Here is a 25,777-nt window from a genome sequence, read left to right as displayed (position 1 = left end):
GTTATGTCCGAGGCCGTCGTAAGTCCCTTCGGAAAATTTTTTTGATGAATTCAAAACATGGAGTTGCCAAACGCCGCCAAAACCATTAAAGTTTGCGCCCTCAAATGAGCGACGACATCGCTGATTTGAAACAGTTTATTGGAGAGGTGGCCGAGTGGCTGAAGGCGCACGCCTGGAAAGTGTGTATACGTTAATAGCGTATCGAGGGTTCGAATCCCTCCCTCTCCGCCAATACAAAACCCCAGCAGAAATGCTGGGGTTTTTTATTGGCCGATTGGGTGGGTAGAAGCACCCTCGCGGGTTCGACCGAAGGCTGCGCAGCAGCCGCAGGAACGTCGGAGCAAAGCGACGACGGCCCCGAAGGGGTGAGGGCCGCAGGCCCGAATAATCCCTCCTATTCTTAGGCAACTCCTATCGACTGCAGGATAAACACCCCGGTAGTTACCGTCACACTCGCCAGCAATGTCGTCAGCGCGATAATGTTCGCTGCCATGCGATCGTTGCCGCCAAGCGCCTTCACCATCACGAAGCTGGCCGCTGCTGTTGGGCTGGCAAAAAACAGGAACATGAGCCCGAGTTCGCGCCCTTCAAAGCCTGCCAGCCAGGCTGCAAGAGTGCACAGTGCCGGCAAAGTCACCATCTTCCAGATGGATGATCCCACGGCCGGGCCGCTGTCACTGCGGATGGATTTCAGTGAGACCGTTGCGCCGATACAGAGCAGGGCGAGGGGCAGCGTTAGCGAAGCAAAGTAGTCGCCGCTGGTCATTACCCATCCGGGAAGCCTGATTTCAAGGGCTGCAAAAGGAATAGCCAGCACTACGCCGATGATCAGAGGGTTTCGGGCAATGTCTCGAAGGGTGTTGGTCAGGCTCATGGTTTTACCGGGCTGATACGCCAGCAACACGATCACCGATAATGAGTTGTAGACCACGATCACCAAAGCCAGGAGCAGCCCCCCGGCCGAGAGCCCGTAGTCCCCATAGAGGTTGGCTGCCAACGCCAGTCCAACGATGCCACAATTGCCCCGAAACGCTCCCTGGACGTAAACCCCGCGATTCTCTTGCCGGACCCGCTTTGTTGCCCAGAACCAGACCAGGGCAAAACTGGCCAGGGTCGCCAGGAAGTAGAACACCAGCATGCTGATGCTGAGGGTGGTATCCAGGTCGGCTCTGATAATGCTCAGGAAAACCAGGGTGGGGAGTGTGGCCTTGAAAACCAGGGCAGAGGCGGTGGCGATGAAGCCCTGGTCAATCCAGCCAATGCGCCGAAGACCGATGCCGATAAAGACCATGGCAAAGACCGGCAGCGTGGTCTCCAGCGTATACAGAAAGGTACCAAGAAGACTGCTCAATGTGTGGCCCTGAAGTCAGTGAATTCCTGAGTAGCCGGCAGTTCCTGAGCCGCCACTTCATCGACCACCGCACGTTCCGGGCCTTCGTGACACCATTCATGCAGTGCCTTGAGCTGGAGTGGCTCGCCCTCTGCCACGATTTCGACCCGGCCGTCGGGTAAATTTCGTACCCAACCTGTGAGGCCCAGTTCCCGGGCTTTCTGTTCGGTGGATGCCCGGTAGTAAACGCCCTGTACTTTGCCGCTTACCAGCAAGTGCCAGCGATTGATGGTCATCGTGTTCCTCCTTGCGCTGATTGCAAGTAAAAAGGCCTCCGCGAGGGAGGCCTGTAACTCCACATTATAACGCCTGTCAGTCGAATGATCTCGACCGTACCGAGTCTGGCTTGAGGAAAGGTTTGTCTCCGGTGTTGTTGTGGTCGCCCAGCAACTTGCCATCGGATTCCCGAACCTGGCCATACAGGGAATGCTTGTGGAAAGTGGGCCCGAATTTTTCTGCGGTTTCCTTTACGTCGCCCGTGTAACGAGGATCTTGTGGCCGCTCCTGGCTGTCCATGTAAAAAGCGATATCCCAGGCTTCCTGGTCACTCAGGGAATTGGGCTGCCCCAATGGCATGTTGTTCTTGATGAAGCCGGCTGCGGTATGCAGGCGCACAATGCCGGCACCCCAGTTATTGGACATATCGCCCCACGGGGCCGGGAATACCGTGTGGCCGTCGACACGCAGGCCAGCACCGTTTTCCCCGTGGCACACCGCGCAGTTTTCCTGATATAGCTCTTCACCGTTGGTGTAGCTCAGTTCAGCCGGCCGCTCGGGTGCCGGGAAACCCCGGCCATAGATGGGCTGTTTGGGGTACATCTCCACACCTGTTGCCAGCCACTGATGGTAGGCAGACAGTGCCAGCATATCGTCACTGCCGTATTCCAGCGGCTTGCCGTTCATGGAATAGGTGAAGCAGCCCGCAATCCGTTCCTCCAGGTTGTTTACATGGCCGTTCTTGCCGCGATAGCCGGGCAGGGTGACGGCAGCAGGCCAGATAGGCGCGCTGAAAGGCATCCGGCCTCCACCCAGATGGCAGCTGGAACAGTTCATATTGTTGAACACGTTCTTGCCACGTAGTTGCTGGGTATTGGTGAACAGGTCGTAGCCCCTTCGAATAACCTTTTTCAGTTCCGGATGGATGTCGGCTTCTTCCAGGTCCGCCATGGACGGCGGAATGTGTACCAGCTGGTTTTCGTTCGGGGCAGGAAAGCCCATGGCCGTGAGCTGATCGATGTAGGCCTGGGTTCTGTCGTCATTGGCCGCAGCGGTTATCGGAAGCATTACGAAGCCGGAGAGGGCGACGGTTAGCAGTGTGCGCATCATGATCTTTGTCCCCTCAGTTGCTGGCAGTGTTCTGGTTGGCAAGCCAGACGGCGACCGCGTGAATGTCGGTATCGCTCATGCGGCGTGCTATGGAGCCCATAAGATCCTGGGGATCGTTCTTGCGGGTACCTTCTTTCCAGGCTTTCAGTTGAGCCTCAATGTAACCCGCGTGCTGGCCTGAAATCCCGGGAAATACGTCGCCAGCACCCTGGTTCCCGGGGCCGTGGCAGCTCTTGCAGGAAACCACGTATTGGGACCAGTCGCCACGCTGGGCCAGTTGTTCGCCTCTGGTCAGAAGTGCGTCATCGGCTTTGTGGCCGCCTTCACCAGCGGTGGGTTCAAGCTGGCTGTAGTAGGCCGCAACGTCGGCAATCTTCTGATCGTCCAGCATGTTCACGAAAGGCATCATGGTGGGGCTGGCCCGGGAGCCATCTTTGATGTCGTGCAACTGTTTGGCCAGATAGCTGGCATTCAGCCCCGCCAGCCTGGGCCAGGATTCTCCACCTTCGATGTGTTTGCCGCTGCCATCGGCCTGGTGGCACGCCACGCAGAGGTTGGCGACCTCCTTGCCGTTTTGTGGGTCGCCAGATACCTCAGCCGATGCAATACCTGCTGTGGTGGCCAGCCCGATCGCGGCCAGTATCACTGGGAGTTTGCTCACGGTCGATTGTCTCTCTTTTGTTCTGAATAAGTGCGCTTTATCACCATCAGTTATGTGCTTATAGCGCTAGTTCACCGTTAATTCTTGCTTGACGAAGGTCAATAATGCAAGGGAACCCCTCCGAAAGGCGAAGATGGTGATGCACATTTCGGGATTTTCGTTTACTGTCCTATTCAAAGAATGGCAGCAAAGAACCATCCTGCAAACGAATGAACAGGGACAACTATGGCGACCGTCAATCCATCTCAGGAAGAGTTACAGAAGATTCTTGATGAAATCCCCAAAGATCAGCCTGTTGTGATGCTGAATCTGCTTCGGTTCAGGGACAAGGCTGCATACAAGGATGACAGCGAAGACTGTTCGGGAAGGGATGCCTACAAGCGTTATATGACAGAGGCTGCCCGCAGTGTCTCGGAAGTTGGTGCTGAGGTGATCTGGTCTGGCCGTTCCGTCGGTTCGCTGATTGCGCCGCCGGATGAATCCTGGGATCAGGTGCTGCTGGTCCGCTACCCCTCCATTAACGCCTTTCTGGCGATGATTGAAAGTCCGGAATACAAGGGCGTGGTGAAGCACCGCACGGCCGCGCTGGAAGATTCCCGGCTGGTGGCCAATGTTGAGGGCACCCCCTGATTATCGGGTGCCTTACAGAATGCCTGATTGCTGAATGCCCATGTAGGCGGCAGTGCCGGCCGCGATAGAAAGCAGCGCGTTTCTGCGCCACAGGTGAACGGCAACCACCAGTAATGCGGGTATCAGCGCATCTGCGCCAGGTGCCTGTGCCTGCCAGTCCGCAGACCTCTGCAAAAATACTGTGGCCAGTAATGCCATCACGGCTGCGGGCAGGAAGCGCCCGATGTGTTTGATCAGAGGGTGTTCCGTGTGCTTTTCAAAGAACAGGAAAGGCACCACCCGGGTCGCAAATGTGGCCAGGGCGGAGATGGCAATAAACGCCGCCAGGTAGCTACTTTCATCCACGATTTGCGTCTCCTGCCATGGTGTCGGTTCGATACTTCCGGTAGTGCAGAAGAAGCACTGCAGTAACCAGTACAATGCCTGCTATCAGTTGATGGGTTGCCGGTACCAGCATCATGGCAAGCGCAGCTGCCGCCGCCCCCGCCCACACCGGAAACGAATCCCCCAATGCTTTCAATTGTTCGATTGTGAGCACAATAAACAGCGCCACGAGTGCAAACTCAATGCCGGTACTGTTGAAGGCGACAGTCTTGCCGAGTACCGCACCCAAGGTGCATCCGACAATCCAGTAGCCCTGGTTCATGGCCGTGATCCGGAAGTCCACATGCTGTTCCTGTTCGCGATTGGCCGAACGGGGACGGCTGGTGAGCAGCGAATAGGTTTCGTCGGTCAAACCGAAAATCAGATACGCCTTACGCCAGCCGGCGCCACGGAATTGCCCCAGCAGCGACAATCCATAGAAGAGATGTCGAGCGTTCAGTACGAACATGGCAACGGCCACCTCAACCAGTCCGGCATTGGCAGCCAGCAGGCTGACCGCCAGAATCTGGCCGGCACCGGCGTAGATAACAAGGCCCATCAAGGGAGCAATCCACCAGGGATAATCCAGTTGCGTGGTAAACAACACACCAAAGGCCATACCAAGGGGGATGTAGCCAAATAAAATCGGCAGGGTTAGCTTGAAAGCGTGGTGATTCATTAGCATCCGAACGGAAATAAAAGAGCGATGATAGTGATTTAGCAGTTATTTTTGAAGATCGCCAAACGTAGTATCGAAAAAATGACGCAAGCAAATACATAAAAGTGTCATAAAACGGGCATACCCTCCGACCGGGTACACCTGATCGGAGTTTTTATGCTGACCACTGTTCGCGCCAGAATCCTGGCGTTTGCGCTGCTGTCGGTGGCTGCTGTTGCCGGCCTCACGTTCATTGCCTGGATGATCATAGCGAAAGCCGAGCATACCTCTCAGGCACTGGTTGGAGAGAGTCTCGAGCAATCCTGGATGCTGGTTGATCTGGAGCAGGACCATCGACTGTTGCAGGATCTGGCTTACAAGATCAAGGCACAGCTTTTACTGTGGGACGAAATCGATCCTTTGTTCACCGAGTTGGAGCGCTCAATTCCCCGGCACTGGCAGAGGATTCAGCAGAATCCCGGGTTAGGCACCTGGTCACGGGACAATCGCGAGCAATATGACCGGGTCGTGGCGCTGATGGCGGACATGAAACAGGGAATAGGCCAGCGTAGCTACTATGAAGTGGGAAAAATCGTCGATTTTCAACTGTTCCAGGCGTTGGAGCCCATGCTGGCGGCGATAAGCGAGCGCCAGAGAGCCAGCCGCGATGGCGTTACTGCGAGCGCATCAGAACTGTTGCATTATCTGGCAGACCAGCAGAGGTTCCTGCTTGGTGGCGCCCTGGTCTTTCTTGCGTTGGTCGTGGCGATGACGCTCTGGCTACGGACTTCGGTGATCCTTCGCTTGCAGGCCATGGCCCAGGATGTGTCGGCCATGGAGCAGAACGCTGATCTGACCAAGATCCTGGCGGTAAAAGGTCGTGACGAGGTTGCCGGCGTGGCCGGAGCTATTGAACAACTGGTCCGGCGCTTTGAGGTGTTTGTTGAGGATGTTCGGTCAGCGGCTTCAGGCCTTGATGCACGCTCTGCCAGCCTGGATAACGGAGCGGAAGCACTGCAGCAAACCGCCGAAAGCACTCGCCGCCAGATTTCCGATGTGGCTCAGTCTATGGCTTCCATCGCGGATCAGGCGTCCCAGATCGAACAGGCCACCGAGCACTCTGCAGCAACGGTGATGCATGCTGTCAATGCCAACAGCGAAGTCCGTGAGGGGCTGGCTAACAGTGAGAAAGGCGCTGACCACACGGTTGAGGTGATTGGACGGGTTTCTGAGTCGATCACTGCGTTGATAGACGCAACCGGAAAAATCGAGCAAGTCACCGGCGTGATCGCCGATATTGCCGAGCAGACCAACCTTCTGGCCCTCAATGCGGCGATTGAAGCTGCCAGGGCGGGCGAACACGGCCGGGGATTTGCCGTGGTGGCAGACGAGGTGCGCACGCTTTCACGTCGGACCTCGGAATCCACCGCCAATATTCGCCAGTGGGTGCAGGATCTTGTCGTGGGTGCAAACAACGCAGACTCACTGTTGGAAGATATGGCGGGCGCTGGCGAAATGAATCGCGCTAATCTGCATGCCCTGAGAGCGCACCTGGAAGGCCTGGCGGCTCAGTTTCATGAGCTGCAGCGTCAGAGTGAGAGTGTGCAGGGTGCGGTTGCCTTGCAGCGGGGTGAAATCGCGAGGGTGGGGCGTCGCGCGGAGGCTCTCGGTGAGAGCGCTGAGACCCTGACTCTGAATGTGGAGGATACCCGCCTTGTCAGTGAAGCGCTTAGGCAGGAATCGGTGGGCATGAAGCAGCTCATTGCCCGTTTCCGCACCCGCTCTCCAGAAACGTGATGATGTGTCTTCATCTGCGGGGGTTCTTGTCTGGCTCATAAAACCGTAACATACAGCGACTGACTGGAGGTTCTATGAGTAACGATGCAGTGCAGCCTTCCGATCCGGACCCGCGAGAAGAAAAATTTGTAGTAGACACGGGTTTACTCACGGCTGATCAGCTTGAGGGCCTGGCCGAGGAATACTGCACCCGTTATCACGGATTGAATGACACCGAAAGTCCTCTGGCAGAGCGGGAGCGAGTACTTGAAGCAGTGCGCAGGGGAGAACTTGTGGTGTGGTTCGATCCGGTTGAGAACACTGCCGGCCTGGGTTCCCCTTCCGGCAATGGTCTGTGATCAAGGTGCCCATTCTGGCAATTTTTTTCATGCCGCCTACCGGCTGACGCTGCTAACCGTTACAATCGGCCTGTTTCCTCATACCTGACGGCGAGGTGAGTTTTGATCAGGGTATTGGTTGTTGATGACCACGAGCTCGTACGCTCGGGTATCACTCGCATGCTGGCTGACAATCCCGATATAGACGTCATTGGCCAGGCTTCGTCCGGCGAAGAGGCGATTGACTGTGTGCGTGAAAACCGTCCGGATATTGTCCTGATGGATATTCGCATGCCCGGTATTGGCGGCCTGGAGGCGACCCGGCGCATTCTTCGTATTGATGATTCCATTCGCGTTATCGTGGTTACCGCCTGTGCAGACGACCCTTATCCGGCCCGAGTGATGCAGAGCGGCGCCACCGCGTATGTGACCAAAGGTGCTGATATTCAGGAAATGGTGCGGGCCATTCGTAAAGCCCATTCCGGCCAGCGCTACATCAGCCCTGAAATTGCCCAGAAAATGGCACTGAAACAGCTCGGGGGTGAGCGGGATGAAGACGGCGAGCTGTCGTTGTTCGAGCGCCTGTCTGAGCGCGAAATGCAGATTGCCATGATGGTGGTGGATTGCCAGAAGGTTCAGGATATCTCCGACAAACTGTGCCTGAGTCCGAAAACCGTAAACAGTTACCGTTACAGGATTTTCGAAAAGCTGGAGATTTCCAGTGATGTGGAGCTGGCGCTGATGGCAGTAAGGCTTGGATTGCTGGATGCCGACAAGGTCTGATCCCGAGCAATCTCCCGGGAAGTTCGACAGCCAGAATTTCCTGAAACAACTGACAGAACGCCCCGGTGTCTATCGTATGTATGACGATACCGGTGGCATCCTCTACGTGGGTAAAGCCCGCAACCTTCGCAAGCGCGTCAGCAGTTATTTCCGTAAATCAGGCCTGGCCCCTAAAACCGAAGCCCTGGTGGGCAAGATTGCGGCCATTGAAGTCACTATTACCGGCAGTGAAACAGAAGCGTTGCTGCTGGAACAGAATCTGATCAAATCGCTGCGGCCGCCCTACAATATTCTGTTGAGGGACGATAAGTCCTATCCCTATATCTATCTCTCCTCGCATTCGGATTATCCCTCGCTGACCTTTCGGCGGGGCCGCACCAAAAAGGGTGGTGGCATCTGGTTCGGGCCCTTTCCAAGCTCGGGAGCGGTCAAGGAAAGTCTTAATATTCTACAAAAGGTTTTCCGCATAAGATCCTGTAGTGAAAGCTATTTTAGAAACAGAACCCGGCCATGCCTGCAGTACCAGATCAACCGCTGCACGGCGCCTTGCGTCGGCTTTATCAGCCCTGAGGAATACCAAGAGGATATCCGGCACGCCAGCATGTTTCTGGAGGGCAAGAACCCGGCGATTATTCAGGACCTGATGCAGTCCATGGAGGATGCATCACGGGCGCTGGAGTTTGAGAAAGCCGCGGCGTACAGAGATCAGATCAACAATCTTCGCCATGTTCAGGAACAGCAATCCGTAGACGGTGAGGGAGGGGATGCAGATGTCATCGCCATTGCCCAGGATGCCGGTGTGGTCTGCATCGTTGTGATTATTGTTCGTGGCGGGCGGGTGCTGGGCACCAAGGATTATTTTCCTCGCTATTCCCTGGAACAGACCGAAGGCGAATTGCTGGCCTCGTTTCTGGGCCAGTACTATTTCGGTGGCGACACCCGGCGGGAGATTCCGCGCGACATCCTGGTGCCGGTGGCGGTAGACGGGCAGGAATTATTGTCGCAGGCCCTGTCGGAAGCGGCGCGCCGGGAAACCCGCATCCGCGGCAATGTGCGGGGCGAGCGTCGGCGCTGGCTGGAGCTGGCGATGACCAACGCCCGGCAAACCCTGCTGACACATCTCGCCAGTAAAGAAACCGTGTATCGCCGATTGCTGGCCCTGCGGGACCTGCTGGAGCTGACGGAAACGCCTTCCCGTATGGAATGCTTCGATATCAGCCACAGTCATGGGGAAAATACCGTCGCATCCTGTGTGGTTTTCGACGAGAATGGGCCACTGAAAAGCGATTACCGGTTGTATAACATCCAGGACATAACCGCCGGCGATGACTATGCCGCCATGCGACAGGTACTCACCCGGCGTTACCGGCGGATGGTGAACGGCGAGGGCAAGCGGCCAGATCTGGTGTTTATCGACGGTGGTAAGGGCCAGTTGAATATTGCTCGTGAAGTGTTTGAAGAGCTTGGAATTTCCGATATCCCCCTGATTGGTGTCGCCAAGGGTGTGACCCGGCGCGCAGGGATGGAGCAGCTGATTGACGCCTTAACAGGGGCCGTATTCCGAGTACCGGCGGATTCTCCGGCGCTGCACCTGATACAGCATATTCGGGATGAATCCCACCGCTTTGCCATATCCGGACACCGGGCCGGGCGAGATAAAAAGCGGCGCCAGTCAACACTGGAAGGCATCGAAGGGGTTGGTCCCAAGCGTCGGCGCGAACTGATTCGCTATTTCGGTGGCATCCAGGAACTCAGAAAAGCCAGTGTTGATGAAATGGCCAAAGTGCAGGGCATCAGCAAAACACTGGCAGAGACCATTTACGCAGCATTGCATGACCAATAGGAACACCATGAATTTACCGAACATACTGACCATGTCCCGTATCGTGATGATTCCGGTATTCGTGGTGATCTTTTACCTGCCGATGCAGTGGAGCTACCTGGTCAGCGCCATCATATTTGCTTTGGCGGGTCTGACGGACTGGCTGGACGGCTACCTGGCCCGCAAGCTGAACCAGAGTACGCCTTTCGGCGCCTTCCTGGATCCGGTGGCCGACAAACTCATGGTGGCAGTGGCGCTGGCGGTCCTGATCGAAGAGTATTCGGCGGTACTGCTGACAATTCCCGCCACCGTGATTATCGGTCGCGAGATTGTGATCTCGGCGTTGCGTGAATGGATGGCCGAAATGGGCAGTCGCGCCAGTGTTGCTGTGTCTTATATCGGCAAGATCAAGACCACCGCTCAGATGGCGGCCATTGTCGGGTTGCTGGCGTTTCCGCCGGGTAATTTCTGGGCTTATGTGGCCATCGGTCTGCTATACATCGCAGCAGTGCTGACCCTGTGGTCCATGATTCTCTACCTTCGTGCCGCCTGGGCTGACTTGTTTCCGAAAGAGGCAGGTTAATTGGCCGGAGGTTCCTGGGCCATACACTGGTGTGCCCAGGTGACTGTGGTCACGGATGAATGTGCACTGGCATTACTGAAGGCCTCCATCAACTCCCCCAGCGCGGTGCTTTGTGCGTTCGCACTGGCTTCATAACTCCTCACACACAAGCTCCGTCTGGTGCGATTATCCATGAGTTGCTGATGCAGCCTGATCACCACCCGTGTGCCAGTTTCACCATTCTCAGCATGAAATCCGGTCAGCTCGGAGACCAGGGTTAACTGCGACGTTGCCGGGCTGGTGTCGGTCATCACATTCGCGAACGCGCCGCTTGCCCGGAAGGTTTCCAGCAGGTGATCGCGAACGACCACGGGAATACTCTCTCGCCATCGGGCGCCTGCCAGGGCCCGGTATTCGTAAGCCGACGGTTTAATCAGAATACGAGCGCTGTCCAGCGGGTCAGAAGCCAGTGGCGTATCTACCCGAAGGCTGGCCGGCAGCGCCTGGTCAAATGCTGGCAAGTCGCTCGCTGGTGCCAGCTCCATCAGGCGAGGGGATTCGGGCACCGGGAAGACCGTGCAGCCAGCCAGAACCAGGCCCAAGGCGAGAGCGGATAGCACTTTCATTGTTCGTACTCCTTGATGCCGGTGCCGCCCCACAAGGTTCCGGTGGGGTCCTGCTCCAGCCTGCGGGTAAACGAGTTCAGGTTGCGCAAGGTGCTACGCAGCTCCCGCAATGCAGGGGTTATTTCTCCCAGACCCTGAAGCCCAGCGTCCAGCGCCAGTTCATTGTCGCCGGTGAGGGTGTCCAGTCGATCCAGGGTAGGTTGAAGGGTGGTCAGCGCCCTGGACATGGCCAGGAGAACCGGTTCCACCCGCTCATCCAGGACCTCTCGGGACCTGTCTGCCGCGGCAGACACCTTGATGGCAGCTTCTTCGGCACGGATGCCGGCTTCATCGAACCGGGTCATCAGCGCCTCAAGCTCGTCCCGGCTCGCCAGCAGGGATTCACTGGCCTGGCGGGCGTTTTCAAGAATTTCGGCAATGTTGCTCAGGTTGTCTTCGGACATCAGCCGGTTGGCATTCTCCAGCAACTGCTCTGCTTTGCCGAGCATGGCCTCGCCATTGGTCAGCAGGTTACTGAAGGCCGAAGGCTCGGCGGCTATCAGCGGTGGATTGGCTTTGTGGCCTTCCAGAATGGGGCTGTCTGGTGTGCCTCCGGTAAACTGTATGCTCATGCTGCCGGTTATGTTGGCCAGTACCAGGCCCGCGCGGGTATTCTCCCGTACCGGAATATCCTGATTCACCCTCACCAGTACCCGCACATGGGCGGGGTTGTCCGGCGCCAGGGTAAGATCCAGCACGTCGCCCACCGGGACGCCGGTATAGAGGACCGGGTTACCCTTGGCCAGCCCGCCAACCGGGTGATCAAACCCGATCCGGTAATAGGCCCAGTTAGTGTCGGTAGATGATTTGCCCAGCCACAGAGCAAACAGCAAGGCAGCGATGACTGCCGCAAGCGTGAAGAATCCGATGATAACGTGATGGGCCTTGGGCTCCATTAACCGGGCTCCTGTTTGGTTAGCCTGTTGTGGGCTGTAATCGCCGCGCGGCCACGGGGACCATGGAAGTAGTCCTGAATCCAGCGATCGTCGGTTTGTGCCACCTTTTCCAGAGTATCGGCAACCAGCACCCTGCGTTGAGACAGAACCGCAACACGGTCACAGGTGGTGTACAGGGTATCCAGATCGTGGGTAACAAGAAATACCGTCAGGCCCAGTGCGTTGCGAAGGGTGACAATCAGCTCGTCAAAGGCGGCAGCGCCGATCGGGTCCAGACCGGCGGTTGGTTCATCCAGAAACAGGATTTCCGGGTCCAGCGCCAGCGCCCGGGCCAGGGCCGCCCGCTTGACCATACCGCCGGAGAGTTCGGCCGGGTATTTCGTGGCGGCTTCTGGTGGCAGGCCGGTCAAGGCCAGCTTCATTCGGGCCAGTTCTTCCGCCTCGGCCCGCGACAGCCGGGCATGTTCAATCAGCGGCAGCGCGATGTTCTGCTCAAGGTTCAGCGAGGTGAACAAGGCGCCGCCCTGAAACAGAACCCCGAAACGCTGCTCATAGCGGGAGCGCTCCGTGGCGGATAGTTCCGTCAAATCTTCACCAAAAACGGTGATATGTCCGCCGGATGGCGGATTAAGGCCAACAATGCTGCGCAACAGAACTGACTTGCCGGTGCCGGAGCCGCCGACCACCCCAAGAATCTCCCGGGGGTAAAGATCCAGATCGAGTTTCTCATGAACGATGTGGCTACCGAACCGGTTGTCGAGTGCGCGTACCTGTATGACCGGATGATCTGCCATGCCTTACCAACCCATTTCCATGAAAAACAGCGCTGCCACGGAATCCAGCAGTATCACCATAAAGATAGACTGCACCACGCTTGAGGTAGTGTGTTCACCGACAGACTGTGCGCTGCCCGCCACCTTGAAGCCTTCCAGGCAACCGATGACGGCAATCAGAAACGCGAACACCGGCGCCTTGCCAAGGCCGACCAGGAAGTGCTTCAGGGCAATGTCCCGTTCGACAATGGCAATGAACTGACTGGGTGGAATGTCCAGTGCCAGAGCGCAAACCATGGCCCCGCCAACCATCCCGGAGATCATGCCGATAAAGGTGAGAATGGGAAGGCTGAACATCATCGCCAATACCCGGGGAACCACCAACAGTTCCACCGGATTGAGCCCAAGGGTGCGAATGGCGTCGAGTTCTTCATTGACCTTCATAGCACCAATCTGTGCAGTGAATGCACTGGCGGTTCGGCCGGCCAGCAGGATGGCTGCCAGAAGTACGCCGAACTCCCGCAGGAACGAGAACGCCACCAGATCCACGGTGTAAATAGTCGCGCCAAAGTCCTCAAGAACCGTCGCGCCGAGAAACGCTACCACGGCCCCAACCAGAAAGGTGAGCAAGGCCACAATGGGCAGGGCATTCAGGCCGGTGTCGTGTAGTGCCGCCACAAAGGGTGTTATACGCCAGCGAGTAGGCCGGGGCAGGATGTAGAACAGCGTGCCCAGCGTCTGGCCAATAAACCCGGCCAGCAACCAGACCAGCTGCCCCAGCGTGGTCACCTTCTTTCCGATCTCCGCCAGGAACGCCACGACCGGGTTGACGGTTGCGATCTCCGCCGACGGCTGGTTCATGGCTTCAGCAACCGCCTGTATCAGGGCACGCTGTTCATCCGGTAATTTGGCTCGTTCCAGAGCGCTGATCAGAGCGTCGCTGCCAAGCAATTTCACCATCAGCGAGGCGCCGGCGGTGTCCAGGCGACCCAGGCCGGAAAAATCCGGGTTGCAGCCTGCTGCGCGAGGTTTCAGGGCAGTTGTTTGCCGATTCAGGGCGGAATAGTGGGACAGAGTCCAGTCGCCGGAAAACTTCAGCGTATGGCCACCGAATTCGGCGTTACCGAGAGTGTGGGCGCCAAGTGGCTGAGATAGGCCGGGTTCATTTGCCACGGAGTCACGGAGTCCCTGTTTGAGTTCTCTGAAAGCTTAAAGATTCCAGTGGCTGTCTGCCAGTATTCTGCGTTCTTCTTCATCGTGACTGGCCAGTAGCATGGTGATGCCCCGGGCTTTTTCTTCCAGAAGCATGGCGTACAGAATCTTCCGGGTCTCGGTGTCCAGGCCAGTCATTGGCTCATCCAGCAAGAGCAATGGTTGGCGCCGCAGGATGGCTCGCAGCAAGGCAACGCGCTGGCGTTGGCCACCGGAAAGCTCGCCAGGCATTCTGGGACCGAAACCTGCTAACCCGGTGCGTTCCAGCCCGGTTTCAATGGCGTGGCGTTGAGATTCATCCAGCTTGAGACCGGGGTGAATGCCAAGGCCAATATTGGTAAAGACATCCAGGTGCTCGAACAGGTTGTGTTCCTGGAACACGCTCGTTACCGGGCGCTGCCAGGGTTTTAGCAAGTGGATCGGCTTGTCCTGCCAGAGAATCCGGCCGCTGGCTGGCGGGAGAAAACCTGCAACCAGACTGAGCAGGGTTGATTTGCCGGAACCGCTCGGGCCCTGGATGGCCAGACATTCACCAGCAGGCACGGAAAAATCGAATCGCCAGAGATGGCCGTCAGGGCCATACTCGAAGGCCAGATCTTTGATCTCAAGCATGTTCAGGCTCCGGCAGTGGTTGGCTCGCAGCGGAAGTTGTTCTGGACTTAATGCCGGGAACACGGGAGAGCGATACAAAAATCAGTATCAGTAACCCCAACAGCCAGAGTCCGGTACCTGCGGCCTCCCCTAAGCGGTAACTACCCAGTTGCTGATATAGCAAAACGGGGAGAGTGGGTTTGCCGGGACTGCCGAACAGGGCGATAACACCGAAGTCACCCAGAGATAATGCCACACCATACGCCAGGGCCAGAGCAACTGGACGGCGCAGATGCGGCCAATACAGCCATCGCCATCGATACCAGCCCAGGAGGCCCAGTTGGTCTGCCTGTTTGAGTGATCCGGCGTCCAGGCTTGCGAGAGGTCCGCGCAGTATCTGTAGCACAAACGGCACGGCCATCAGCCCGTTGATCAGTGCCACCAGGAACCAGCCCTGCATGGTGTTCCCCAATTGCGGCCTTAACAGAATAAAAAGCCCGGTCCCCAGTACCAGAGGCGGTACGATCAATGGGAGATAGCCAGTGACGGCCGGCACTATGGCCAGCCAGCGCAGACGAGCCCTGTTGGTTGCCGCCAGGGTTAGCAAGGCAACGACCACCGAACCGAGCCCGGCTGGAATGGCGATTAACAGGCTGCGAGCGGTGGCCGGCAATAGCTGTTGATAAATAGAAGTAGCATCCGCCGTTGGCCACAAGGCCGGTAAACCGCGCAGAATAATAGCCAGTAGTGGCGCGACCAGAAAGGCCGTGAAAATCGCCAGGAGCAGACTTGCTGAAAACCCTTGCCAGCGCCGTGCGAACAGAGGGACCTGACGCGATAGCCGTCGGTTTGGCAGTACCGCGGTGTCCAGGCGTTTCCGGAAAACCAGCCACCAGAGGCTGCCACAGATCAACAGCTGCAGAATGGCAAACAGTGCGGCACGGGCGAAATCGAATTCAAAGCGCAGTGCCTGGTAGATGGCGACTTCCAGGGTGGTTGTTCCTGGCCCTCCGCCCAGCGTCATGATGATGGCAAAACTGGTGAAGCAGAGCGTGAACACCAGTGCCGCCACGCCGGGCAGGACCGGTTTGATGGCGGGCCAGTGTACCGCACGCCACAGCCACCAGCCGCCGAGCCCAAGCTGAGAGGCGGTTCTCATTCGTGGCGCGGGTATGGAATCCAGAGCCTGCAACAGGATTCGGGCCGCCAGTGGCGCATTGAAGAACACGTGGGCGAGCAGAATGCCGTTCAGCCCATAAAGATTCCATCCATTTCCAGGAACCCAGATATTGAGCAGGCCGGTGAACCAGCCCTGCCGACCAAACACCGCTATGATGCCTGAGACTGCCACGATAGTGGGTAAAACCAGACTCAACTCCATCAGCCGCATAATCAATGTGCGACCAGGGAAGCTTCTGTAGCGGGCGAGGGCGGTCGCTACCGGGAGCGCCAGCGCCAAGCTTAACAGGACAGATAAAAAGGCCTGCCAAAGGGTAAATCGGACCACGCTCTGGAAATAGGAACTTGCCAGCGTGCGCCCCGGATCCAGCTCTCCGGCCTCCTGTAGTATGCTCCCCAGGCCAAGTGCCACGAGCAGCAATAGCCCGGTGCCGAGTAACAGGCCGGGCCAGATTTGCCAGCCAGGATGGCTGAAGGGGGCGGCACTCGCGTGTGTTGGCATCACATCAGTCGGTCAGTGCATCAAGCCAGTCGTTCACCAACTGTCGGCGAATGGTGGCAACTTTCGCGGGGTCTATATACAGGGCTTCGGATGGTGTAATCAGCTTGTCGAAAACGTCTGGCAATTCATCGCCAAGATCAACCGCCGGATACATTACATTCTTCAGTGGAATATGACGCTGGAAGTCCGCGGTCAGCATGAAGTCCAGAAACTCTCTGGCAAGTGTCTTGTTATCGGAGCTTTCCACCAGGGCGGCGACTTCCACCTGCAGGTAATGTCCTTCATTGAAACGGGCCGCCTGATAACGGTCAGTTTTGTCGATAGCCATGTGATACGCAGGAGAAGTGCTGTAAGAGAGGATCATAGGCGCTTCGCCATTCATGAATAGCGAGAAATAACCGTCACTCCAGCTTTGGGTGGTTGCGAGAATCTTGTCGCTGAGCTGCTGCCACTTTGCTGGCGCTTCATCACCATAGACGGCATGCATCCAGAGCAACAGGCCGAGTCCCGGTGTGCTGGTGCGCGGATCCTGAATGATGATCTTGAGATCGTCTGGCGCGTTGACCAGTTCTTCAAGGCTTGAGGGCGGTTCCGACAACTGCTCTGTATCGTAGACAAAGGCAAAATAGCCCCAGTCGTAGGGCACGAAAGTGTCGTCGTCCCAGTTAACAGGCAATGCCAGGCGTTCCAGTGATTGGCCGTGGCGGCCCAGAAGGCCGGTTTGCCGAGCGGTCTCCATGGTGCCGGTATCCAGCCCCAGAACCACATCTGCCGGGGTGGAGCTTCCTTCCAGCCGGAGCCTTTGCAGAATGTCTCCGCCGCTGTCCAATACCGTGTAGTTCAGGGAGCAGCCGCATTGGGCTTCAAACGCCTCTTTAACCGCGGGCCCCGGGCCCCATTCGGCGGCAAAGGAGGGGTGGGTATACACATTCAGGACGGTCGGTTCATCGGCGGCAACCATCAGCGGCAGCGACACGGCGAACAACGCGGGAATCAAGCGTGAAATCATACATTGGCACCTTGTTCAGTAGCGGGGGTGCCATGCCGCGAACACCACGAAAGGTGGTGACTCAATCCCTACGCCGGTATTAACCGGGTCAGGTTCCGCGGGTATGGTCTCAGCCCTTCCAGGCACCCCGTTGAGTTGAGTCAATGCTATCACGCCGGAGCCACACCCCGGAATTCGTATGTTTGATTACTGCTTGTTTATTTTTTGTACGGCGATGACGGGTGTCTCATTTTTTATTGATAGAATGGGGCATTTTTTGATCTGTGGATTTATGCAGCTTCTATCTGGTTGAGAGGTAAGTTTGATGCCCAAGCATCACAAACGACGAGGAATTTCTGCTCTGGTTGCAGGCGCGCTTTTTACCCTTGGGTTGTCGGCCGCAGGCCACGCCCAAACCGCGAACGATGATATGTTTGGACGTTTGGCCTCCGCGGCTCCCAAGCTCAGCCCGCAGGTTCTCGAAGCCGCACTCAAGGCAACCCGTTGCGCCATCAGCAATGGCACGGCCATGCCAGAGCGGCTGGCGGTGATCGACTTCTCTTTGCCGTCCTCCAAAGAAAGGCTATGGTTGTTTGATCTGAACGAAGGAGAATTAATCCTTCGTGACCTCGTGGCTCACGGTAAAAACTCCGGTAATGCTGAGGCAACCGCATTTTCCAATATCGAGGGCAGTCACCAGTCCAGTATCGGCCTGTTCAAAGCCGCCGAATCCTATCGGGGTTCCCATGGCTATTCGTTGCGCCTTGATGGACTGGAACCGGGTTTCAACGACCTGGCTCGTCAGCGGGCAATTGTTATCCATGGTGCAGACTACGTTCAGGACAGCTGGGTAACAAAGTACGGCAGAATCGGCCGTAGTCATGGCTGTCCGGCGGTAGACAATCAAATCATCAAAACCGTGGTAGACGAGCTCAAGGGCGGACAGCTGGTGTTTAAATACTACCCCGATCAGGAGTGGCTCCAGTCCTCCAGTTACCTGAACTGCGATTCCGCCGGGCAGCTGGCCGGTGCGCGTAATGCAACAGCGGTGGCTGGGGATCGATCCTGAATCGTTGCTGGCTAAACTTTGTGCAGATTTTCAGTAAAAACAGAAAGTTGAAAAAAAGGTGTTGACGGCGAAGGCGGAATCCGTAGAATACGCAGCCGTTGACGAGGCAATGCCTCTGAAACATTAGAGCGGGAATAGCTCAGTTGGTAGAGCACAACCTTGCCAAGGTTGGGGTCGCGAGTTCGAATCTCGTTTCCCGCTCCAATTTCTCCAAGTCTCTCAATGCCTCCTGAGAGCAAAAGCCAGAATCCAGGCTTCCCCGGCGCGGTGGCAGAGTGGTTATGCAGCGGACTGCAACTCCGTGTACGCCGGTTCGATTCCGACCCGCGCCTCCATTTTACCCTTGCTTTTCAGTTGCTTACGATTTCGGAAAATAACCGGCGTCTTTCCCGCGAACGTTTTCCTAATTTTTTCCATCTCTCTCAGCGATTTCAGCGTCGATTTTGACTATAACGGCGAGATGATTTCCTGCTCTCGCTTTTAGTGCCTCGCAGCAGGTACAGTCAATGTGAGCACCCGGACCTTGCGTGTAAAAAATGTTGCCTATATTATCAAAAGTGTAAAAAAAGGGAGTTTCGTGTAAATAAAGTTTTGGCGAGGGGATGAAAGGGAAAACATGCAGTACGCAGGTTACGCACATCTTATTAATCAGGACAGTATCTCGGCCATAGCGCCGGCGATATCTGCGGAAGTGCGCTCGGTCACCCGCAAGGAAACCATCGGCCAGACTATTGCTGTGCCCGCAAAGCTGGCCCCGGCCCCGGACGATCGCCTGGGGCACGTTCTGTTTGCCATCAAACACGAAGGTATCAACTTGCAAGTATTGGCCCAGGCACTGCCGGCCATCCCAGAGCCTGAGATCCGGCAGGCCTTTGATGCCTCCCCAAACAGCCAATACCTGCGCAAGGCCTGCTTCCTGTGGGAACACTTTACCGGTGAGACGATTCGACGCGCCACGGAGAGCATCCAGCAGGCTTACGTGCCGTTGTTTAACCCCAAAGCCTACATTACCGGCCAGGGACAGAAGAATCCCCGTTGGCGAGTGATATTCAATGGCCTGGGCACACTGGATTACTGCATCACAGTGCGGCGAACCAGAGAGCTTCAGGCGTTGCTTGATGAACACTTGCTGCAAAAAGCAACCGAGTTTACCGAGTCGCTGCCGAAAGACATTCTTAACCGCACGCTGGCCTGGGCCTACCTGCACGAAACTAGGGATTCCTACGCCATTGAAAACGAAGCACCGTCGGAAGATAAAGCCACCCGCTTTGTGAACCTGCTGAAACAGGCCCACAGCCCCCGAAAACTGGATGAAGACTACCTGGTAGACCTGCAAAACGCCGTTATCAGCAACGTGTTCTCCCAGGCGGTGTCTTTCCGAACGGAACAGAACTATCTCAGTAACGGCCTGCGCGGTGCGCTGGGTGTTAGCTATGTGCCGCCGGCCCCGGAACTCTCGCGTTCCTTGATGGAACATCTGATGGTGCTGGCAAACCAGCAGCCGGAAGATACGGACCCACTGGTATTGGCCAGCATCGTATCTTTTGGTTTTGTTTTTGTTCATCCCTTTATGGACGGCAATGGCCGCCTGTCCCGGTTTTTGTTTCACCAGGTACTGTGCCAGCGTGGAGCCCTTCAGAATGGCCTGGTGCTTCCTGTATCCATAGTGTTACGCCAGAATGAATCCGAATATCTAGGTGTGCTGCAAGCGTTTTCGGAACAAGCGAGGCAGTACTGGGATGTTACTTACATCGACGAAAACCAGTTTCAGTTCGAATTTAAGGGCCATGAAGCCCTTTACCGGTACTGGGATGGCACCCACTGCGCAGAATTTATGGCCCGTGCAACCAAACAGGCTATTGAACAACACCTGAAAGAAGAGACCGTGTTCCTCACGCGGTACGACGAAATCTACCGCCGCATAGACCAGTCCTTCGATATACCCAACACCGATCTCTCCAGGCTGGTGATGTTCTGCCTGGACCAGAACGGCCGCATTTCGAATCACCGACGCAAGCAATATCAGTACAAGGTTCCAGAAGAGATCTTCGATGCGCTGGAACAGGCATATCGAATCCTGGTAAATGAAGACATCAAGCCTATGTAGCAGCGAGGGCTTCTACCCCTGATTGTCGAAAAAGGGTTACCGAAATTGCCAACAGCTTGCTGTTATCTTGTATACAGTGGAGCGAAATCTCTAACCCATTAAACACAGATTGAATGAAATGAAATTGGTCTGTATTTCCGACACCCACAGCCTGCATAGGTGCATTCCAGGCATCCCGGACGGTGATGTGCTGATTCATGCCGGGGACTGCCTGGGGCAGGGTACGTTAGAAAACGTCATAGACTTCAACGACTGGCTTGGGACTTTGCCTCACAGGCACAAGATTGTTGTTGCCGGTAACCATGACTGGGCTTTTCAGGAAACTCCGGAACTCGCGCGGCAGGCATTAACCGAAGCCATCTATTTGGAAGACAGCGGTGTTGAAATCGAGGGAGTCCGATTCTGGGGGCCCCCTGGCGTACCCCTTCAGCAAGGCTAATCCGAATGAAATCAGGCTTCGTTCGTTGCTTATAAATTGCGCGAAGTCCGGAGCTTCATAAACGCCTCTGCCGCTTTCGCCGGCATCGGTTTGGCGTAAAGAAAGCCCTGAGCGAAATCGCAACCGAGATCACGTATCAGCTTTGCCTGTTGCTCCGTCTCTACACCTTCTACAAGAATGCTCAACCCGAGACTCTGGCCGACCGTAACCATGGCTTTCATGATGGACATGTCGCTTTCGTTTTCCATAGCATAGTGAAGGAAGCTTCGATCGATCTTGATGCTGCATACCGGCAGCTTCCGAAGATAAACCAGGGAAGAGTAACCAGTGCCGAAGTCGTCAATGGATATATGGAGCCCCGCAGCCTTGAGGCGCTCCAGTTGCCTGGTTTGGCTTTCTTCACTGCCAAACACCTCGTTCTCCGTGAGCTCCACCCCGAGTTGCTCAGGTTTCAAGCCATAGTGTTGGATGGTTTCCAGGATCTGGTCAGCCAGGTGTGGATTGGTCAGTTGGCGACCGGACAGATTGACATCAATACGCACGCCCGCGAGCTCAGTTCCCTGCCAGGCTTTGAGCTGTTTGCATGCGGCATCGATGACCCAGTCACCGATACGGTTTATAAGTCCGGATTTTTCAGCGACCGGGATAAATGTCGCCGGAGAGACAAGGTTTGATGCTTTATCGAAACATCGTAAAAGCGCCTCGCAGGAGGTCGTCCCACCAGTTCTCAGGTCTATTTGTGGCTGGTAGTAAAGCTCCAGGCCACCATTTGTCAGGGCCTGGCGCAGCAGGGCGGTTATCTGTTGGTATTCGACCAGCCGGTCGTTGATATCAGAGGTGTAGAAGCAGACCGTATTTTTTCCGATCTCCTTTGCGCGGTACATGGCCGCGTCTGCGTTGCCCATGAGTTCTGCTACGGTGCCGCCATTGTGTGGGTAAAGGCTGACGCCAAAACTTGCCGATACCTGATAGCAATCACCTTGAAGCTGCACTTTGTTTTCCAGCGCCTTGATCAGACGCTGGAGCAATTCATGAATTCCCTCTGGGCCGTCAAAATCAAACAGAAGAAGCACGAACTCGTCGCCTCCGAAACGGCTGAGCAGATCGCTGTGCCTTAGTTCCTGCTTTAGAATGTCGGCTACCGATTTAAGGAGGGTGTCGCCGTGATGGTGGCCGAGGGTATCGTTGATCAGTTTGAAGTTGTCCAGATCCAGAAAGATCACGGCAACTTCACGATCCTGGCGTTCTGCCTCCGCCAAACGGCTTTCAAGCTCAGATTCCATCAAACGGCGGTTGGGCAGCCCGGTAAGGTCATCAAAACTGGCGCGGTGGACCAGCTCTTCCCTGGTTTGCTTCTGCTCTTCCAGGCTGATGTCGATACAGAACATCTCGCACTCGCCAGTGTCCTGTTTGATCATGACGTGACTGGAATAAACCGGCACCAGATGGCCCGCCTTATGTTTCAGTTCCAGTTCTTCCGAGGGAATGCTGATGTTGTGATCAAGCCAGTTAGTATGGGCCTCAATGACGGCTGCGCGCATGGGCTCCGGAATAATCAGGTCCTCCAGCAGCTCTCCCTGAGCCTCAGTTCTGGAGTACCCATACAATCGTGTGCTGGCTTCATTCCAATAGATGACCCTCCGATTCCGGTCGTAACCCTGAACGGCAACCATCGGCAGGCTCTCAATCAACTCATGGAACTTTTGTTCACTTTGCTCCGATTGTGACGGTAACGACGATCTGTCCTTATTCCTCTCCATGACGGACGAGACTCCTCCCGGTGGGTGAGAACGCATCTAAGCGTTTTCGAGTCATTCACAACAAGAATAGGAAGCCATTCCGCAGTTTGCGAGCCTGATGGGGTATTCCTTGTTAGAATGGCCCGGCATTTCCAACGTTTGGACGCTCAGTGAACATCACTTCCTTCGAATCCCTCGCCTGCCCACTCGACGGCAACCCGCTGCAGCGGGTAGATAAAGCCTGGCGATGTCCGCAGGGCCATAGCTTCGACATTGCGCGGCAGGGTTACGTACATTTGCTGCCGGTTCAGAAAAAGCGCTCGAAAGATCCCGGCGACAGTAAAACCATGGTGGCGGCGCGCCAGCGCTTTCTTGAGGCGGGGTACTATCGCCCGATTGCGGATGCCGTGTCGGCTGCAATCCTGAACGACGCTGCGACGGGCAGCGAACTCAGTTGTCTGGATGCCGGCTGTGGTGAGGGCTATTATCTGCGCCAACTAGCGTCCCAGGAGGACGAAATCTCACTATCGTTGCTCGGACTGGACATTTCCAAGTGGGCGGTGCTGGCGGCGGCGCGCAGGGAAAAGCGCGCATGTTGGGTGGTTGGCAGCAATGCTAATCTGCCGGTGTTGTCGGCTTCAGTGGACCGTCTTCTTTGCCTTTTCGGATTTCCGGTGTATCCGGAGTTTGCCCGGGTTATGCGGCCGGGTGGGCGACTGGTGCAAGTAGACGCCGGCCAGGATCATCTGAGGGAGTTGCGGGAGATTGTCTATCCGGAAGTTCGCGCAGACTCTCGTAAAGTGGCTCTGGTACCAGAAGGATTTCGGCGAATTGGCACCCAGGATTTACGCTTTACACTGCATCTCGAGGGCGCCGATCCTATTGCCGATTTATTGGCAATGACCCCGCACCTCTACCGGGCGAGTGCGGAAGGCAGGGCACGGGCTGCGGCGCTGAAAACGTTATCGGTAACCGTGGATGTCTGCCTGCAAACGTTTGAACGTTACAATCCGGCAGGTTGATCCTCGCTCTCTATCCCCCAGCGGGTACCCCTTGCCTTGAGCCGGTAGAATTCTTCGACGATGCCGGCCATGGCTTCAGGGCAGTATTCCCGAAGGCCAGCCAGCACCAGGCGCTTGGAAACCTCGCCAACGGTTTTTCCAGAAGACTGCAAATTGTATTCGAGCGTTACGTTGCCGCGTTTCCCCGCAACTTCCAGATCCGCATTATTCAACTCAAGGTCTGGCTGAGGGTTCTCCAGCTGCGTGAGAGCCAGGCTCATGCTCTCATACATCACCATTGGCCGGTCGGGATTGAACATCACCCCGTGTGATTCCATCAAGGGCTTGAGCGTGTGCGGAAAGTTTTTCCCGGACGCCGCAACATAGCACCGACTGAACTCTTCAATCACTTTTTCATCCCGGGTTACCGCGCCTTTACGGGTAACTTCCAGGTAGACCTTACCGGCTTCGTCGACAACGTTGATGGCTTCGCCATTTTCGCTTTCGCGGAACTCAAGCGGAACCTCGGCACCAAGCAGGTTACGGAACTTGAAGGTCATATTTTCTGAGAGCCCGAAACGGGACACCACAATGGTGAACAGAAGGTCGCCGGGCACGCAAAAACGACGGGCGTCCGGATCGTGGATCGGATTGAAGTCCCCGGCGATCTCTTTGGCAAAGTAGCTGGCCTGGGGTGCGGAAATCACAATACGTCCGTCCTGGACGGAATAGAACTGTTCAGAAAACATGGTGGGCCTTTTCTGGTTTGCTGAGCCTCGAGGGCCTGGGGAGTGAATTCACCCGAGCAGGCATTATAGGCCTTAGCGTGGCTCAAGGTGAGCCCGACCATGGTACTAATAAGGATGAATACGGACTAACACGGAATTTCAGGCAACAAAAAAGGCAGCCGAAGCTGCCTTTTTGATCGTACTGGGCTGTTAATTACAGACCAACTACGTTTTCCGCCTGAGGACCTTTCTGGCCCTGAGTCACGGTGAATTCAACCTGCTGGCCTTCTGCCAGAGTCTTGAAGCCGCCGCCCTGAATGGCGCTGTAGTGAACGAAAACGTCCGGGCCGCCTTCACGAGTGATAAAGCCGAAGCCTTTGGATTCGTTGAAGAACTTAACAGTACCGGTAACAGTAGACATATTTTACTATCCTGAATTCAATCATTTAATGTGCCGCCTGATCTCGTTGTGAGGGCAGGTCAGCGGTGTGCGGAAACATAAAAACTGGCGTGATCAAAAACAGGACGAACACTACTTATAACAACAGGGATGCGTCTTATTGATGAATGCTTTGCTAAATCTTTCCAACGACCGCCACTGTACTCCTGTCTGGATGGTTTGCATAGCTATTTTTTCTAGGCAGATACCCTGATCACCAGAAACCACTTAAACCAGCCCGTTAGAATCCTGAAGTTTCCGGGTCAACCGAGACATCAACTCCCCACCGTGCCGCCAGAAGTGCCAGTAAAGCGGTACTTCCAGGCCGCTGCCAGGGGCGATATTAACCAGTTGATTTGCCTGGATATGCTCCCGGGCCTGAATTTCCGGAATCATTCCATAGCCCATGCCGGCCAGCGCGAGCTTTACGAAGCCTTCGGATGAGGGGCACAGGTGGTGCGGAAATTTGCCCTGATAGCCTACCTGGGCCAGAAATCGATGCTGGAGTTGGTCGTTGGGGCCAAACACAATGGCGGGCGCGGATTGCAGGCTCCCGTTGTTCAGCCCGTCTGGAAAATAGCGGCGGGTATACTCCGGTGTGGCCAATGGCAGATACGTCATCACTCCCAGCGGTATGCACCGGGCGCCGGCAACCGGCTGAGGGCTGCTGCAAAGGCAGGCGGCTACGTCGCCCTCGCGCATGCGCCGCAGTCCTACGTCCTGGTCTTCTACCACCATGTCCAGAAGTATTCCTTCTTCGGTACAGAAGTCGCCGACGGCAGAGGCCCACCAGGTTGCGAGGCTGTCGGCATTGAGCGCGACGCGAAATCGAGTGGCTGGTTCGGCCAGGGAGGGAATGGAACTGGTCAGGTCGCGTTCCAGCAGGCGCACCTGATGAACATGATTGAGTAATCTCTGGCCTGCGGGCGTTGCTCTCGGAGTCTGGCTTCGCACCAGCACAGGTTGGCCAAGCCTGACTTCAAGTGTACGAATTCGCTGAGAAATGGCGGACTGGCTAATGCCCAGCATGTCGCCGGCTTTGTCAAAACCGCCGGCGTCGACCACGGCCGCAAGGGCTTCCAGCAATTTGTAGTCAAGCATAAGAAAAACTTATCAGGTATTAACAGGATGAATTTCAAG

At 56.1% G+C, this 25,777-nt stretch carries 26 protein-coding genes, 3 tRNA genes, 1 pseudogene and 1 riboswitch; of the genes and pseudogenes, 13 read left to right on the top strand and 17 right to left on the bottom strand.

Annotated elements, in window-relative coordinates:
* The first annotated feature begins 140 nt into the window (after positions 1–140).
* Positions 141–231, top strand: a tRNA-Ser gene (locus QPL98_RS03670).
* A 169-nt stretch (positions 232–400) separates the two neighbouring features.
* Here the strand turns inward: QPL98_RS03670 and QPL98_RS03665 are convergent.
* From QPL98_RS03665 to QPL98_RS03650, 4 genes are all read right to left on the bottom strand, one after another.
* Entirely contained in the window at positions 401–1,351 is a 951-nt protein-coding gene (locus QPL98_RS03665) for an AEC family transporter (protein ID WP_303292696.1), read from the bottom strand.
* Entirely contained in the window at positions 1,348–1,626 is a 279-nt protein-coding gene (locus QPL98_RS03660; protein ID WP_113879740.1) for an acylphosphatase, read from the bottom strand. The genes QPL98_RS03665 and QPL98_RS03660 overlap by 4 nt, the downstream gene beginning before the upstream one ends.
* 76 nt (positions 1,627–1,702) lie before the next feature.
* Positions 1,703–2,716: a c-type cytochrome gene (locus QPL98_RS03655; protein ID WP_303292695.1), complete on the bottom strand. Its 1,014-nt coding sequence runs from the start codon at positions 2,714–2,716 to the stop codon at positions 1,703–1,705.
* A 13-nt stretch (positions 2,717–2,729) separates the two neighbouring features.
* The gene (locus QPL98_RS03650; RefSeq protein WP_303292694.1) at positions 2,730–3,377 is read right to left on the bottom strand and encodes a cytochrome c; all 648 of its coding nucleotides are present in this window, start codon (positions 3,375–3,377) and stop codon (positions 2,730–2,732) included.
* Positions 3,378–3,602: 225 nt separating this feature from the next.
* Between QPL98_RS03650 and QPL98_RS03645 the strand changes: the two genes are divergently transcribed.
* Positions 3,603–4,007 carry a DUF1330 domain-containing protein gene (locus tag QPL98_RS03645; RefSeq protein ID WP_011784694.1) on the top strand — a complete coding sequence of 135 codons (405 nt, stop codon included), beginning with the start codon at positions 3,603–3,605 and terminating at the stop codon, positions 4,005–4,007.
* 12 nt (positions 4,008–4,019) lie between these two features.
* Here QPL98_RS03645 and QPL98_RS03640 read toward each other — a convergent pair whose 3' ends face one another.
* Positions 4,020–4,352: a branched-chain amino acid transporter permease gene (locus QPL98_RS03640; protein WP_273031102.1), complete on the bottom strand. Its 333-nt coding sequence runs from the start codon at positions 4,350–4,352 to the stop codon at positions 4,020–4,022.
* The gene (locus tag QPL98_RS03635) at positions 4,345–5,049 is read right to left on the bottom strand and encodes an AzlC family ABC transporter permease (RefSeq protein ID WP_041656245.1); all 705 of its coding nucleotides are present in this window, start codon (positions 5,047–5,049) and stop codon (positions 4,345–4,347) included. Before QPL98_RS03635 ends, QPL98_RS03640 begins: the two co-directional genes overlap by 8 nt.
* Before the next feature lie 156 nt (positions 5,050–5,205).
* Here QPL98_RS03635 and QPL98_RS03630 point away from each other — a divergent pair, with 156 nt between their 5' ends.
* The 5 genes from QPL98_RS03630 (at position 5,206) to pgsA (ending at position 10,330) form a co-directional block, all read left to right on the top strand.
* Positions 5,206–6,825, top strand: coding sequence for a methyl-accepting chemotaxis protein (locus tag QPL98_RS03630; RefSeq protein WP_011784697.1), 1,620 nt, complete (start codon positions 5,206–5,208; stop codon positions 6,823–6,825).
* A gap of 74 nt (positions 6,826–6,899) precedes the next feature.
* Positions 6,900–7,163, top strand: a complete 264-nt coding sequence (locus QPL98_RS03625) for a hypothetical protein (RefSeq protein ID WP_011784698.1) — start codon at positions 6,900–6,902, stop codon at positions 7,161–7,163.
* 102 nt (positions 7,164–7,265) lie between these two features.
* Positions 7,266–7,925 carry a UvrY/SirA/GacA family response regulator transcription factor gene (uvrY, locus tag QPL98_RS03620; RefSeq protein ID WP_011784699.1) on the top strand — a complete coding sequence of 220 codons (660 nt, stop codon included), beginning with the start codon at positions 7,266–7,268 and terminating at the stop codon, positions 7,923–7,925.
* Positions 7,909–9,768, top strand: coding sequence for an excinuclease ABC subunit UvrC (uvrC, locus tag QPL98_RS03615; RefSeq protein WP_303292692.1), 1,860 nt, complete (start codon positions 7,909–7,911; stop codon positions 9,766–9,768). The genes uvrY and uvrC overlap by 17 nt, the downstream gene beginning before the upstream one ends.
* A gap of 7 nt (positions 9,769–9,775) precedes the next feature.
* Entirely contained in the window at positions 9,776–10,330 is a 555-nt protein-coding gene (gene pgsA, locus QPL98_RS03610) for a CDP-diacylglycerol--glycerol-3-phosphate 3-phosphatidyltransferase (protein ID WP_011784701.1), read from the top strand.
* On the opposite strand, the gene QPL98_RS03605 is transcribed toward pgsA, so the two are convergent.
* The 7 genes from QPL98_RS03605 to thiB are packed head-to-tail and all read right to left on the bottom strand — an operon-like array spanning position 10,327 to position 17,136.
* The gene (locus tag QPL98_RS03605; RefSeq protein WP_011784702.1) at positions 10,327–10,935 is read right to left on the bottom strand and encodes an ABC-type transport auxiliary lipoprotein family protein; all 609 of its coding nucleotides are present in this window, start codon (positions 10,933–10,935) and stop codon (positions 10,327–10,329) included. The two genes, pgsA and QPL98_RS03605, sit on opposite strands and share 4 nt — an antisense overlap.
* Entirely contained in the window at positions 10,932–11,870 is a 939-nt protein-coding gene (locus QPL98_RS03600; RefSeq protein ID WP_011784703.1) for an MlaD family protein, read from the bottom strand. Before QPL98_RS03600 ends, QPL98_RS03605 begins: the two co-directional genes overlap by 4 nt.
* A complete protein-coding gene (locus QPL98_RS03595; RefSeq protein ID WP_011784704.1) occupies positions 11,870–12,664 on the bottom strand; it encodes an ABC transporter ATP-binding protein in 795 nt (264 codons plus the stop codon). Before QPL98_RS03595 ends, QPL98_RS03600 begins: the two co-directional genes overlap by 1 nt.
* Positions 12,665–12,667: 3 nt before the next feature.
* Positions 12,668–13,816: an MlaE family lipid ABC transporter permease subunit gene (locus QPL98_RS03590; RefSeq protein ID WP_303292691.1), complete on the bottom strand. Its 1,149-nt coding sequence runs from the start codon at positions 13,814–13,816 to the stop codon at positions 12,668–12,670.
* Between the two features lie 36 nt (positions 13,817–13,852).
* On the bottom strand, positions 13,853–14,467 hold the full coding sequence (locus QPL98_RS03585; protein WP_011784706.1) for an ATP-binding cassette domain-containing protein: 615 nt from the start codon (positions 14,465–14,467) through the stop codon (positions 13,853–13,855).
* Complete coding sequence (gene thiP / locus QPL98_RS03580) at positions 14,460–16,127, bottom strand: thiamine/thiamine pyrophosphate ABC transporter permease (protein WP_303292690.1); 1,668 nt, start codon at positions 16,125–16,127, stop codon at positions 14,460–14,462. The genes QPL98_RS03585 and thiP overlap by 8 nt, the downstream gene beginning before the upstream one ends.
* A 4-nt stretch (positions 16,128–16,131) precedes the next feature.
* The gene (gene thiB / locus QPL98_RS03575; RefSeq protein ID WP_303292689.1) at positions 16,132–17,136 is read right to left on the bottom strand and encodes a thiamine ABC transporter substrate binding subunit; all 1,005 of its coding nucleotides are present in this window, start codon (positions 17,134–17,136) and stop codon (positions 16,132–16,134) included.
* A 48-nt stretch (positions 17,137–17,184) separates the two neighbouring features.
* Positions 17,185–17,276: riboswitch (TPP riboswitch) on the bottom strand.
* A gap of 164 nt (positions 17,277–17,440) precedes the next feature.
* Here thiB and QPL98_RS03570 point away from each other — a divergent pair.
* From QPL98_RS03570 to QPL98_RS03550, 5 genes and pseudogenes are all read left to right on the top strand, one after another.
* Positions 17,441–18,184, top strand: a complete 744-nt coding sequence (locus QPL98_RS03570; protein ID WP_121206394.1) for a murein L,D-transpeptidase catalytic domain family protein — start codon at positions 17,441–17,443, stop codon at positions 18,182–18,184.
* A gap of 128 nt (positions 18,185–18,312) precedes the next feature.
* Positions 18,313–18,388 (top strand) — tRNA-Gly (locus tag QPL98_RS03565).
* Between the two features lie 57 nt (positions 18,389–18,445).
* Positions 18,446–18,519: transfer RNA gene (locus tag QPL98_RS03560), tRNA-Cys, on the top strand.
* Positions 18,520–18,800: 281 nt separating this feature from the next.
* The gene (locus tag QPL98_RS03555) at positions 18,801–20,291 is read left to right on the top strand and encodes a Fic family protein (RefSeq protein WP_199452636.1); all 1,491 of its coding nucleotides are present in this window, start codon (positions 18,801–18,803) and stop codon (positions 20,289–20,291) included.
* Between the two features lie 118 nt (positions 20,292–20,409).
* Positions 20,410–20,706: pseudogene (locus QPL98_RS03550) on the top strand (metallophosphoesterase); the annotation flags it as partial.
* A gap of 53 nt (positions 20,707–20,759) precedes the next feature.
* On the opposite strand, the gene QPL98_RS03545 reads toward QPL98_RS03550, so the two are convergent.
* A complete protein-coding gene (locus QPL98_RS03545) occupies positions 20,760–22,490 on the bottom strand; it encodes a bifunctional diguanylate cyclase/phosphodiesterase (protein ID WP_286715376.1) in 1,731 nt (576 codons plus the stop codon).
* Positions 22,491–22,639: 149 nt separating this feature from the next.
* Between QPL98_RS03545 and QPL98_RS03540 the strand changes: the two genes are divergently transcribed.
* Positions 22,640–23,491, top strand: coding sequence for a putative RNA methyltransferase (locus QPL98_RS03540; RefSeq protein WP_278349989.1), 852 nt, complete (start codon positions 22,640–22,642; stop codon positions 23,489–23,491).
* Here the strand turns inward: QPL98_RS03540 and QPL98_RS03535 are convergent.
* From QPL98_RS03535 to QPL98_RS03525, 3 genes are all read right to left on the bottom strand, one after another.
* Entirely contained in the window at positions 23,473–24,219 is a 747-nt protein-coding gene (locus QPL98_RS03535) for a DUF3581 family protein (protein WP_278349988.1), read from the bottom strand. The two genes, QPL98_RS03540 and QPL98_RS03535, sit on opposite strands and share 19 nt — an antisense overlap.
* Before the next feature lie 193 nt (positions 24,220–24,412).
* Positions 24,413–24,619, bottom strand: coding sequence for a cold-shock protein (locus tag QPL98_RS03530; protein WP_011784828.1), 207 nt, complete (start codon positions 24,617–24,619; stop codon positions 24,413–24,415).
* Between the two features lie 246 nt (positions 24,620–24,865).
* Positions 24,866–25,738 carry a LysR family transcriptional regulator ArgP gene (locus QPL98_RS03525; RefSeq protein WP_278349987.1) on the bottom strand — a complete coding sequence of 291 codons (873 nt, stop codon included), beginning with the start codon at positions 25,736–25,738 and terminating at the stop codon, positions 24,866–24,868.
* Between the last annotated feature and the right edge of the window lie 39 nt (positions 25,739–25,777).

It is taken from the genome of Marinobacter sp. ST-43, assembly GCF_030541085.1.
GTDB classification, from domain to species: domain Bacteria; phylum Pseudomonadota; class Gammaproteobacteria; order Pseudomonadales; family Oleiphilaceae; genus Marinobacter; species Marinobacter nauticus.
This window is presented reverse-complemented; position numbering and strand designations above follow the sequence as displayed.

Coding starts and splice junctions, on each gene's coding strand:
- QPL98_RS03660 (WP_113879740.1), bottom strand. CDS start 1,626: ATGACCATCAATCGCTGGCACTTGCTGGTAAGCGGCAAAGTACAGGGC.
- QPL98_RS03655 (WP_303292695.1), bottom strand. CDS start 2,716: ATGATGCGCACACTGCTAACCGTCGCCCTCTCCGGCTTCGTAATGCTT.
- QPL98_RS03645 (WP_011784694.1), top strand. CDS start 3,603: ATGGCGACCGTCAATCCATCTCAGGAAGAGTTACAGAAGATTCTTGAT.
- QPL98_RS03635 (WP_041656245.1), bottom strand. CDS start 5,049: ATGAATCACCACGCTTTCAAGCTAACCCTGCCGATTTTATTTGGCTAC.
- QPL98_RS03630 (WP_011784697.1), top strand. CDS start 5,206: ATGCTGACCACTGTTCGCGCCAGAATCCTGGCGTTTGCGCTGCTGTCG.
- QPL98_RS03625 (WP_011784698.1), top strand. CDS start 6,900: ATGAGTAACGATGCAGTGCAGCCTTCCGATCCGGACCCGCGAGAAGAA.
- uvrC (WP_303292692.1), top strand. CDS start 7,909: ATGCCGACAAGGTCTGATCCCGAGCAATCTCCCGGGAAGTTCGACAGC.
- pgsA (WP_011784701.1), top strand. CDS start 9,776: ATGAATTTACCGAACATACTGACCATGTCCCGTATCGTGATGATTCCG.
- QPL98_RS03605 (WP_011784702.1), bottom strand. CDS start 10,935: ATGAAAGTGCTATCCGCTCTCGCCTTGGGCCTGGTTCTGGCTGGCTGC.
- QPL98_RS03600 (WP_011784703.1), bottom strand. CDS start 11,870: ATGGAGCCCAAGGCCCATCACGTTATCATCGGATTCTTCACGCTTGCG.
- QPL98_RS03595 (WP_011784704.1), bottom strand. CDS start 12,664: ATGGCAGATCATCCGGTCATACAGGTACGCGCACTCGACAACCGGTTC.
- QPL98_RS03585 (WP_011784706.1), bottom strand. CDS start 14,467: ATGCTTGAGATCAAAGATCTGGCCTTCGAGTATGGCCCTGACGGCCAT.
- thiP (WP_303292690.1), bottom strand. CDS start 16,127: ATGCCAACACACGCGAGTGCCGCCCCCTTCAGCCATCCTGGCTGGCAA.
- thiB (WP_303292689.1), bottom strand. CDS start 17,136: ATGATTTCACGCTTGATTCCCGCGTTGTTCGCCGTGTCGCTGCCGCTG.
- QPL98_RS03570 (WP_121206394.1), top strand. CDS start 17,441: ATGCCCAAGCATCACAAACGACGAGGAATTTCTGCTCTGGTTGCAGGC.
- QPL98_RS03555 (WP_199452636.1), top strand. CDS start 18,801: ATGCAGTACGCAGGTTACGCACATCTTATTAATCAGGACAGTATCTCG.
- QPL98_RS03545 (WP_286715376.1), bottom strand. CDS start 22,490: ATGGAGAGGAATAAGGACAGATCGTCGTTACCGTCACAATCGGAGCAA.
- QPL98_RS03535 (WP_278349988.1), bottom strand. CDS start 24,219: ATGTTTTCTGAACAGTTCTATTCCGTCCAGGACGGACGTATTGTGATT.
- QPL98_RS03530 (WP_011784828.1), bottom strand. CDS start 24,619: ATGTCTACTGTTACCGGTACTGTTAAGTTCTTCAACGAATCCAAAGGC.
- QPL98_RS03525 (WP_278349987.1), bottom strand. CDS start 25,738: ATGCTTGACTACAAATTGCTGGAAGCCCTTGCGGCCGTGGTCGACGCC.